The 10,904-nt window shown below is 42.5% G+C and carries 10 protein-coding genes; 7 read left to right on the top strand and 3 right to left on the bottom strand.

All coding sequences use genetic code 11. The annotated features are described in order from the left end of the window. Window positions 1-157: 157 nt before the first annotated feature. Together H6G76_RS12360 and H6G76_RS12355 are read left to right on the top strand one after the other, a co-directional pair. Complete coding sequence (locus H6G76_RS12360; protein ID WP_190700439.1) at window positions 158-664, top strand: pentapeptide repeat-containing protein; 507 nt, start codon at window positions 158-160, stop codon at window positions 662-664. Window positions 665-787: 123 nt separating this feature from the next. Beyond that, window positions 788-1,138 carry a hypothetical protein gene (locus tag H6G76_RS12355; protein WP_190700436.1) on the top strand — a complete coding sequence of 117 codons (351 nt, stop codon included), beginning with the start codon at window positions 788-790 and terminating at the stop codon, window positions 1,136-1,138. A 138-nt stretch (window positions 1,139-1,276) separates the two neighbouring features. On the opposite strand, the gene H6G76_RS12350 is transcribed toward H6G76_RS12355, so the two are convergent. Both H6G76_RS12350 and H6G76_RS12345 read right to left on the bottom strand, forming a co-directional pair. Continuing rightward, window positions 1,277-2,449 carry a pyridoxal phosphate-dependent aminotransferase gene (locus tag H6G76_RS12350; RefSeq protein WP_190700433.1) on the bottom strand — a complete coding sequence of 391 codons (1,173 nt, stop codon included), beginning with the start codon at window positions 2,447-2,449 and terminating at the stop codon, window positions 1,277-1,279. A 162-nt stretch (window positions 2,450-2,611) separates the two neighbouring features. After that, on the bottom strand, window positions 2,612-2,815 hold the full coding sequence (locus H6G76_RS12345) for a hypothetical protein (RefSeq protein WP_190700429.1): 204 nt from the start codon (window positions 2,813-2,815) through the stop codon (window positions 2,612-2,614). A 458-nt stretch (window positions 2,816-3,273) separates the two neighbouring features. Between H6G76_RS12345 and H6G76_RS12340 the strand changes: the two genes are divergently transcribed. The 5 genes from H6G76_RS12340 (at window position 3,274) to H6G76_RS12320 (ending at window position 10,165) form a co-directional block, all read left to right on the top strand. After that, window positions 3,274-3,609, top strand: a complete 336-nt coding sequence (locus tag H6G76_RS12340) for an STAS domain-containing protein (RefSeq protein WP_190700426.1) — start codon at window positions 3,274-3,276, stop codon at window positions 3,607-3,609. A 142-nt stretch (window positions 3,610-3,751) separates the two neighbouring features. Next, window positions 3,752-6,370: a TIGR03960 family B12-binding radical SAM protein gene (locus tag H6G76_RS12335; protein WP_190700423.1), complete on the top strand. Its 2,619-nt coding sequence runs from the start codon at window positions 3,752-3,754 to the stop codon at window positions 6,368-6,370. A 563-nt stretch (window positions 6,371-6,933) separates the two neighbouring features. After that, the gene (locus H6G76_RS12330) at window positions 6,934-9,003 is read left to right on the top strand and encodes an Rne/Rng family ribonuclease (protein WP_190700419.1); all 2,070 of its coding nucleotides are present in this window, start codon (window positions 6,934-6,936) and stop codon (window positions 9,001-9,003) included. An 8-nt stretch (window positions 9,004-9,011) separates the two neighbouring features. Continuing rightward, complete coding sequence (locus H6G76_RS12325) at window positions 9,012-9,671, top strand: ribonuclease HII (protein ID WP_190700416.1); 660 nt, start codon at window positions 9,012-9,014, stop codon at window positions 9,669-9,671. A 50-nt stretch (window positions 9,672-9,721) separates the two neighbouring features. Next, on the top strand, window positions 9,722-10,165 hold the full coding sequence (locus H6G76_RS12320; RefSeq protein WP_190700412.1) for a DUF4279 domain-containing protein: 444 nt from the start codon (window positions 9,722-9,724) through the stop codon (window positions 10,163-10,165). A gap of 150 nt (window positions 10,166-10,315) precedes the next feature. Here H6G76_RS12320 and H6G76_RS12315 read toward each other — a convergent pair whose 3' ends face one another. Continuing rightward, window positions 10,316-10,903, bottom strand: a complete 588-nt coding sequence (locus H6G76_RS12315; RefSeq protein ID WP_190700410.1) for a DUF1997 domain-containing protein — start codon at window positions 10,901-10,903, stop codon at window positions 10,316-10,318. Between the last annotated feature and the right edge of the window lies 1 nt (window position 10,904).

Here is a 10,904-nt window from a genome sequence, read left to right as displayed (position 1 = left end):
CATCCAAGGGAAACTACAGTACACAACGTGTTAGATTTAACTCTCATTCTTCTGCTTAACTGTTTGTTACATACTTGTAAATTTTTCCGCCGACCTACTTAATGTGAGTTCGTGTCGATTATCTTTAATTTTTATTGATTGACGCAAGAGGTAAATTATGGAAGATGAGAGAAAGTATATTGAGCGTCGAAAGTTGCTTAAGAGATACGCTGCTGGGGAGAGAGATTTTGCTGGGATGAGAATCAGTTCCTCCGGGCTGGATGGAGAGGATTTGCGAGAAATTGACTTGAGCGAAGCCGATTTGACAGGTGTTGATTTGAGTGGCTCCAACCTGAGCTATGCCAACTTGAGTGGAGCCATACTGCTTTGTGTTAATCTCACTAACGCCAATCTCAGTTATGCTAATTTGCGAGGAGTTGACTTAAGTGGTGCTGATTGCATTGGAACTGACTTTTCCAATGCAAATCTTAATGATGCTATTTTGACTGCTGCTGTATTTGATGGAGCTAATCTCTACAGGGCAGCAATTGGTGGTACTGCCAAATTTATAAAAACCGATTTCAGGGGAGTCAAAAATTTTCCTGGTCTCGGAGAAGGTGTTTTGGTGTACAAAACTTTTCGGGAGGACGGAAGTTTCTTTAAAGGGCCTGATTGGATTGAGTAAAAAAGTACGAGCGCAATCTCAATTTTAGATTTCAGACTTTAGCCTTTTTGTACTAACCCATTCTGCCAATTAAAATGAGAAAAGCTGCAAAATCATTATTGCCACTGCCCTAGCTGCATGATTATGGATACACACCCAGAGTTTCTACCAGGACAAATTGTATCTTTAGAGCATGGTGACAAGAATTTGTACGCGGAAGTGATTGAGGTTGTTGTGTCCCGCCAGTTGTGTTGGGTGCGTCCTTTACTACTGGCTAACCATACTCAAGAACCACCACTAATTACCGACTTGCGAGACGCATCTGATTTGCTTTGGCCTATCCAATTATTTCGTCCTGCTTTAGACACAGAAGTAATTACCTTGTTGAGTCAGGTTTTAGTCAAAGAACCCAAAGGCGAACCAGACTTGGTTGCTAAACAGCAACTTCATCATTTTATTCAGCAGATGTGGCAAAGTAGAAAGTCTGAATTATGAAGTCTGAAGTCTAAAATTTTAGACTCCAAAGTTGATTTCAGGATATTTACCTCACGCAGAGGCGCGGAGGCGCAGAGCAGAGAGGTTAATGAGTTTGTCAGCAACGCCGAAATTTTATCCTTCAGACTTCATACTTCTTTAGGCATAACAAATACCAGCATCCTTCATTCGATCAATTGCTTCTTGCATTCGTTCTTCAGAGATAGTTAAAGCAATGCGGAAGAAGCCTTCACCAGATGTACCATAACCACTGCCAGGTGCTACCATAATGCCGCATTTGTCAAGCAATAAATTTACAAATTCCGCAGAAGAATAGCCAGCAGGAACAGGAACCCAAACGTAAAGGGTAGCTTTTGGCGGCTGAATCGGCCAACCTAAAGATTGCAAACCTTTAACAATAGTGTCGCGGCGATGTTGATAAACAGACATCACAGCTTGCAATTCGGCTTCTGTGGTATTGTACGCTGCGATCGCAGCTTTTTGAATTGCCTTAAACACTCCCGAATCAACGTTAGTTTTAACCTGTCTTAAACCTTGAATACCTAGCGCATTACCAGCTACAAAACCAACCCGCCAGCCTGTCATATTGTAAGACTTAGACAAACTATGAAACTCAATGGCGATATCTTTTGCCCCTGGTACTTGCAACACACTCGGCGGTTTATAGCCATCGTATGCCATTTCTGAGTAAGCATTGTCATGACACAGTAAGATATTGTACTGCTTACAGAAATCTACCAATTCTGCAAAAAACTCCAGCGTTGCAACTCCCCCAGTCGGATTATTTGGGTAGTTAATCCACAAAAGCTTGGCTTTTTGAGCAACTTCTTCAGGAATTGCACTTAAATCTGGTAAAAACTGGTTTTCTGCCTTTAGTGGCATTGTGAACGGCACACCATCCGCAAAAATTGTCGAAGTGCGATACACCGGATAACCAGGATCGGGGATAAGTGTATAGTCTCCCGCCTCCACAAAAGCTAAAAAAGTATTATGGATTGCTTCTTTAGAACCAATAGATGCTACAACCTCTGTATCCGGGTTTAACCCAGCTACCCCAAACCGACGTTCCATCCACTTAGCAGCCGCTTGACGAAATTCTTGCATACCTTCGTAAGGCGGATAGTTATGGGTAGTAGCGTCATCAATTGCTTTATGCATTACCTGGAGAATGTGTGCAGGAGTCGGTTTATCAGGGTCGCCTACTGCCATATTAATGATGTCAACTCCCTCGGCTACGAGTTTTTCTCGTTTGCGGTTAATTTCAGCAAAGAGGTAGGGAGGAATTTTATCTAGGCGTTTAGCGAAATGCATGGCGACTTAATACTAATGCAAACATTAATGCTGATTAGCACAGTTTACGCCACACCAGGTAACTAAACAGTAAATATCACAGAAAATCTTAGAGGCTAAAGATTAGAGAAGAGTACCTCGTGTAATCACAAATGACTAATGACAAATGACCAATAACAAAAATTAATACCCCCAACTAGGAACTAACTTTACTCTGCCAGCATCCATTTCTGCCATTAATAATTCCAACGCTTCGTAGTCTACATCCGAGATATAGCCCAGTTGAGTTAATTCGGAATTAATTTCGTTTTCTATCTCAGGAGTTAATTTTTTAATATCAAGAGCTTTTTCTACCAGTCTACGAATAGCGTACTGACTCGTTCTCATATTTATTAACCCATTTTAGGTAATATTTAATTATCTCGGATAGAGCTAAGTATAAATTGTGATTTAAATATCGCTATTAAGTGATTTAGATCACGTTAAATTTGATGAATAATTTACGCTTAACTCTACCTTATTTTTTTTCAAATGAACGTATTTATTCTCATACATAGCTATCGCTAAACAAGCTTAAGTATCTTCAAATTAGGCTTTTCCAGCAAAGTTACGGATGAGCTATCTATTCCCTGGTTGTCTATGTTGATTGTTTTGGAACCGATGTTAAAAAAAAGTATATATAAATACATTTTATCCTGTATTTATGACAATCTTTAAGGATGTACCCTTGAGCCATAAAGATTCAGCAAAGAGATGTAATACGTATGGTCGATGCTTGAATAAAGAGATTATGTTCAAATGAATCTCAGGTTAAAGGTTTAATAACTCTAATTTAGGATGTCAATATGCAAGCAGTGCTGGTGGAATGCCCAAAAATTACGGTTATTCGTCCGCAGGGTAAGCTCAATGCCGTTAACGCTTTGGAATTTGAACGAGATTTGACCGCAGCATTAACACAAAATAATGTCTCAACCTTGCTTGTGGATTTGGCAATGGTGGAATCTCTCGACAGTGCAGGCTTAATGGCTTTAGTGTCTGCACTCAAGCTGGCTCAAAAATTGGGACGGAGTTTAAAGCTATGTTCTGTGTCTCCAGCCATTAAAATTATCTTTGAATTAACCCAACTAGATGGGGTATTTGAGTTTGAAGATAATGCTGAATTGGTTTGTGAAAAACTTTAATTATAACGCATAGGTTATCTTTGCCACAAACTTGTGTAAAGGATGTTGTCAGTTGCAAAGATAAACCTATGGGTAGACCAGATAAATGCTAAGGTTGGAGGTGATTATCTGTAAATCATAAAAATAGCTAGAAGATAGCGCAGTGGCTGTTGCAGTTGAAAAATTAATCACATCGGATATTTTAAAACCCGCGCGTTACCTTGGTAACGAACGCCTAGCAGTACATAAGCCTTGGGATACAGCAGTTATTAGGTGGGTATTAACCTACCCAGAAGTATATGAAGTTGGCTCCTCCAACTTAGGGCATATCATTCTCTATAACATTTTGAATGCCCAACCGCGCCAACTATGCGATCGCGCTTACCTCCCAGGTACAGACTTGGCAGCCAAACTCCGGGAAACAGACACCCCTTTGTTTGCTGTAGAGTCAAAGCGATCGCTACAAGAATTTGACATCTTAGGTTTTAGCCTCAGTTACGAATTAGGTGCAACCAACATCTTAGAAATGTTGGATTTAGCAGGAATTCCCCAGACATGGCAAGAACGAGCCACAGGGAATTATCCTCTAATCTTCGCCGGAGGGCAGACAGCAACCTCAAACCCTGAACCATACGCTGACTTTTTCGACTTTTTCGCTTTAGGTGATGGCGAAGAACTCTTACCAGAAATCGGTATGGTGTTGGAAGAAGGGAAACAAGCCAATTTGAGTCGCCGCGATTTACTCCTCGACTTGGCACAGATACCAGGGGTATACGTCCCACAGTTTTACGATATGGCAGCAGATGGTTCAGTCCATCCTAACCGCCCAGATGTACCAAAACGCATTCTCAGACGAGTTGCTACACCTATCCCCGCCTATTCCATTGGGTTAGTTCCCTACGTAGAAACAGTACATGATCGCCTGACAATTGAAATTCGCCGTGGTTGTACTCGTGGCTGTCGCTTTTGCCAACCAGGAATGCTGACTCGACCTGCACGAGATGTGGAACCAGAAAAAGTTGTAGATGCAATTGAGCAGGGAATGCGGGCGACTGGTTACAATGAATTTTCCTTACTATCCCTGAGTTGTTCTGATTATTTAGCCCTACCGGCGGTAGGGATGGAAATTAAAAATCGATTAAGAAATGAAAATATTTCCCTGTCGTTACCAAGCCAGCGTGTAGATAGATTTGATGAGAACATTGCCAACATCCTTGGTGGTACGCGGCAAGGTGGCTTAACTTTTGCACCAGAAGCCGGAACCCAACGGATGCGGGATATCGTTAATAAAGGTTTGACGAATGAAGAACTGCTGAGAGGTGTTAAAACTGCTTGGGAACAAGGCTGGGATAAAATCAAACTCTATTTCATGATTGGCTTGCCAGGAGAAACAGATGCGGATGTTTTAGGCATAGCAGAAACCGTACGCTGGCTACAAAGAGAATGTCGAGGTCAAGGTAGAAGACCTCTAAACTTTAACCTGACAATTTCTAACTTTACGCCCAAACCGCATACACCATTTCAATGGCACTCAGTAGCAACTGCTGAATTTAAACGCAAGCAAGACCTGCTACGCCAAGAATTCCGCCGGGTGAGGGGAGTGAAGGTGAATTATACCGATGTCCGGATTTCGGCAATGGAAGACTTTATCGGCAGAGGCGATCGCACTTTGGGCAAAGTCGTCCGTCGCGCCTGGGAATTAGGTGCAGGTATGGATTCTTGGTATGACAGCTTAGATAAAGCTTTCACCGCTTGGGGTAATGCGATCGCCCAAGCAGGTTTAGAGTGGAAATACCGCCAAGTCGAAAACGGCGAATGGAACTTGTTTCATACAGAAGACAAAGATTCCTCCACCCCCAACTCCCCACTCCCCACTCCCAACTCCCTCGATATTCCCCTTCCGTGGGAGCATATTGATACCGGAATCGACAAAAAATGGTTGAAAGAAGACTTACAACGCGCTTTAGAAGCAGCAATTGTCCCGGATTGCTCTTTTGAGGGTTGTTCCCATTGCGGTGTCTGCGGTACAGACTTTGGCCACAATATTGTAATTGAGCCACCACCTATTCCCCAATTTGCTGGAGAGTTTGTTCCCAACACAACCAAAGCCCAAAGATTGCGTGTCTGGTTTGGTAAGCAAGGCGATATGGCTTTGCTAGGTAATCTGGATTTGCTGCGTTTGCTTGACAGAGTGGTGCGCCGTGCGGGTTTGCCAGTGGCTTACACAGGTGGATTTCACCCAAACCCACGCATTATGATTGCTAGTGCCTTACCACTAGGTACTACTAGCAATGGCGAAATCGTCGATTTTGAGTTAACTACGCCTGTAGACGTAGATACTTTCCAAACAAAATTAGCTGAACAACTGCCTACAGATATACCTATATATCGGGTAGCAGAGATAGATTTAAAATCTCCAGCCGCTAACCAAGTCTTAGCAGCAGCCGAATACCTGGTTACGGTAGCAGTGCTGGGTGAAACCACAGCTGCACAATGGCAAGATTGGATTCATGCCATCCTAGCCAAGGACGAAATTAATGTAGAGCAAACAACCAAGTCAGGTAAAACTCAGATAGTAAATCTGCGCGATCGCTTGTTTGAATTAGCCTTAGTAGAACCTAAAAACACAGCAGATACCGCTATCTTACGTTATCTAGGCAGTTGTCGTAATGATGGCGCTTCCTTACGTCCTGAGCAAATCCTATCTATGTTAGAAGCAGTTGCGAGTGCAGAATTTCAACTCCTGCAAATTCACCGCAATCAGTTAGTTTTAGGAGTATAATCCTTCAAGGGCGACTTGCTAGTAGCCGCCCTGATGCCACACATCCTAGGAATTGATTTTTAGCAAGGTTGCGTTAGAATGGGATGAAGAGAAATTTTCTGGCGCTGCATTGAATTAACTGGTTCACTACCCTTATACTCAGGGAGCGAAAGCAAAGATATTAGAGAGCAACTTCTAGGGTTTTATCCCAGACAAGCTGAAGCGGATTAAAAAACAACCTCTCTTGATAGCAACTTGAGTGAACTAGTAACTTAAAAGCAGGCTCCATCGGCTTCTCTACCTCTATGCTTTTTTAAACAACTGCTGAATGCCTAATCCCTAGATGGTGTAGGTATCGCATCAAAAATCAACTACGGACGGTTGATTTATTTACTTAAACAGTATGCAGCCGTTCTGGAATTAACAGGCGTGTAAACGCAATTACCCAGTCAATAGCTCTATAACCTTGAAGCTTAAAGCTTCACAAATTTTATTATCAGCACCGCCTTTGGCAGCTGGTAGGGGCGAGGGGCATAACAAACCTCCAGAACTACACAGGCGTTGCCAATTTTTGAGGAAATTGAATGCCAAAACAAATTATTATCGCAGAGCAGCATCAAATCGCTGCCGTATTTTCTGAAGATCAAATACAAGAACTAGTTGTAGCCACAGGCCATCACCAAATCGGTGATATTTATTTAGGTGTAGTAGAAAACGTATTGCCCGGAATTGACGCAGCTTTTGTAAATATTGGCGACCCTGAACGTAATGGTTTTATTCATGTCACTGACTTAGGGCCGTTAAAGCTCAAGCGGACAGCAGCAGCCATTACAGAACTCCTAACACCACAGCAAAAGGTGTTGGTGCAAGTCATGAAGGAGCCAACAGGTACAAAAGGGCCGAGGCTAACTGGTAATATTACTTTGCCTGGACGCTATGTGGTACTAATGCCTTACGGTCGGGGTGTAAATTTGTCTCGCCGGATTAAGAGTGAAAATGAGCGCAACCGCCTGCGGGCGTTAGCAATCTTAATCAAACCGGCAGGTATGGGTTTGCTAGTGCGAACAGAAGCCGAAGGCAAACCAGAAGAAGCTATCATGGAAGATTTGGAAGTGCTGCAAAAGCAATGGGAGGCGATTCAGCAAGAAGCGCAATCGACTCGCGCGCCAGCACTGCTTAACCGAGATGATGACTTTATCCAGCGCGTATTGCGGGATATGTACGGTGCGGATGTTAACCGGATTGTGGTAGATTCCAGCACTGGACTAAAGCGGGTGAAACAGTACTTGCAGAACTGGAGTGGCGGACAAACACCACAAGGATTGTTAATCGATCATCACCGCGATCGCTCACCTATATTAGAATACTTCCGGATCAATGCCGCGATTCGGGAAGCATTGAAACCGAGAGTCGATTTACCTTCTGGCGGCTACATTATTATTGAACCCACAGAAGCACTCACAGTAATTGATGTTAACTCAGGTTCCTTCACGCGATCAGCAACAGCCAGAGAAACAGTATTGTGGACTAACTGCGAAGCAGCAACAGAAATTGCTAGACAGTTGCGACTGCGGAATATCGCCGGGGTTATCGTTGTAGATTTCATTGACATGGAATCGCGGCGCGACCAACTGCAAGTGCTAGAACATTTCAACAAAGCACTCAAAGCAGACAAAGCGCGTCCCCAAATCGCCCAACTTACAGAACTCGGCTTAGTAGAACTGACTCGGAAGCGTCAAGGTCAAAACATTTACGAATTATTTGGTGGAACTTGTCAAACCTGTGGTGGTTTAGGACACGTTGTACATCTGCCTGGAGAAACGGAAAACCGCTTACCTACACCAGCAGAACTGCCAGAACGTTTTGTACCCTTGCCTCAAAGAGAACCCCGTTTACCAGTCGCGCGGATTTCAGAACCAAGAGAAAGCTTTGATAGCTTTGGCGACAATTTTGATAATGATGCCGACTTGAGTAATCTAAACTTAATGAATCATCCTAGTTATCATGAACTAGGTGATAACAATAAGCGTAACAGCCGTACCCGCCGTAAACGCATTGGCATCAATGGCGCAAATGGTAGAGACGAACAAAGACTTGCTCCTAATTCCCTAGGTTTTGATAACGATACCGACCTAGAACTTGATGCTGAAGGTGATTTAAGCCCAACACCAGAACTTCCTACACCAAGCATAGCCAAATCAGCTTGGACTGAAAGAGTTGAACGCAATAAGGTTATCAAAGCAGAACCCGTCAAGCCAGTGGTTGAACCACCGGAGATTAGAACTGTAGAGATGACCCTAGAGGAACAGGATGTTTTTGCTTTGATGGGAGTATCCCCTCTGGTGAAATTAGATCGGGAAGTCAAAAATCCCAAATCAGTCATCATTAATATTGTTCAGCCCGGACAAGGGGCAACTACATCATTAGAACCGTCCTCACCTACAACTTTTACTGAAACAACCTCTAAGGAAGTAAATACATCGCTGCCAGTAGAGTTAGAAGAGAAACCTTTACCACAAGGAAAAGTTGAGTTAGATGGGTTTGCCACCAAAACCGAAGAAGCGGAAGCGGAAGCAAATTTAACTGCTACAGCTAGCCGTCGTCGCCGTCGTCGTTCTTCTGCTGTAGAATCAGGTGGTTTTGAGGACAGTTAATATCTCCTATGGAGGTAGAAATTAAACAAACTGCTGTTGTACCAGCAGAACTTCATTGGCTGGAGTTATCTCCTGACTTATTCGGCATCCCTAAATTAATTGCGGGTGTCGATGAAGTTGGGCGTGGTGCTTTATTTGGCCCTGTAGTTGCAGCAGCAGTTATACTACCAGCTACTGCTTTTCCCGAACTCATAGCATCTGGGATTAACGATAGTAAAAAGCTGTCAAGTGTTCGCAGAACTAAGTTAGCAGGACAGATTTGCCAGTTAGCGACGGACTGGAAAATAGGTTTTGCTGCGACTGCTGAAATTGACCAAATCAATATCTTGCAAGCAACGCTGTTAGCCATGAAACGGGCTGTACTAAAACTAAAAGTACAGCCTACAATTTGCTTGGTTGATGGTAATCAATTAATTAAAGACTTGGTTATACCTCAGCAAACAATAATTAAAGGAGACGAGCGATCGCTCTCCATAGCAGCTGCTAGTATTGTTGCTAAAGTTTGGCGTGACGAGTTGATTCTGCGTTTAGCATCAAAGTATCCTCAATACGACTTAGAGCGGAATAAAGGATACGGTAGCCCAAAACATTTACTGGCGTTGCGAGAATACGGGGCTTCATCCCTGCACCGTAAGTCTTTTAGCCCTTGCCAAATTCAGCGTTTATAAATTGTGCTTGCAGCATAAAAAGCTGTTATTAAAGATAAGAATTAATCAGTATGGAAGATGTGCTTATCTTTGGAGGTTCAGTTGATAAAACCTCTGTCTGTCTTGCTGTTTATGGTGAAGAATTAAATCCTGATGAGATTTCAAAGATTTTGAGTTGTCAACCAACTAAAGCTCATCATCGTGGTGTAAGACAAGACTCTAATTCCAAGTATACTCCCTACAAATCAGGAGCTTGGCTGCTCAATGTAAAGAGATATGCACCCATAACAGCAGACGAACTAATCATAGATTTGCTGTCGCGTGTACCAACAAATTCTCGTCTTTGGCAAGAGCTATCAGCAATTTATGATGTTCAAGTAAGAATTGGAATCCATATGAAAGGGTGGAACAAAGGTTTTAATCTTCAGGGACAAACTGTCCAGCGCATATCAGAATTAGGGGCATCAATGGTATTTGATATTTATGCCTACGGTGATGAAGAAGATAATATTTAGTTGAAGATAGTAGTTATTTGTCAAGTGCCTAAGTGCTAACTGAGTGTTTAAGACATAAGAATAAAAGTTTATAGCTGGTAGTAAGCAATTAATTACTTAATACCAGCTATATATTTTTCTCAAAACTATTTATTTAATACTAAGTAAACATTACTCTAAATTCAAAATTGGTAGATCACCTTGATTATCTTCTGAAACTGTTTCTTTCATTTGTGATGCAACCCAATGACGGTAATCTGCTAGTAAGTGATGTAACAATCTTTGCTTAACTGTAACTAAAACACTCTTCAGCAAACTATTACCAGCAGCTTCTAAAATTGGCTTTGGTGTGAAAGAAAGTGGTGGCGGCAGGTCTACTTGTACCTCTAAATCGGCATTTCCTTCAAGGCGAGTACCACTACTAGATTGATGGGGTGATAAATAACCTTTTAAATTGAGACTAAAACGTTGGTTAATATACTCAACACCCAGAATTTCACAAGCAAGCGATCGCACATAAATTGTACCATTGGATTCTGTCCAAACTCTCATGTCTACAGTCGGCTGAATACTTAATGACATAAAAGACAAAGGACGCATTTTTAAGCGAAATACTTCCTCAGAAAGCTGCTGGATACGGCTATTATCAACTAAAGCATTTACCAGACGTTGGGGCTGACGCAAGTAATGCTGAATAGGTATAGGCTGATGTGGTACAGCAATTTTTACCGATTGGGAGGCAGTAAACCGGGTAGACATG

Source organism: Nostoc sp. FACHB-152 (assembly GCF_014697475.1).
In the GTDB taxonomy this organism is placed as follows: domain Bacteria; phylum Cyanobacteriota; class Cyanobacteriia; order Cyanobacteriales; family Nostocaceae; genus Nostoc_B.
Note: the sequence above shows the minus strand (reverse complement) of the source record. Positions and strands in the feature narration are given on the sequence as shown.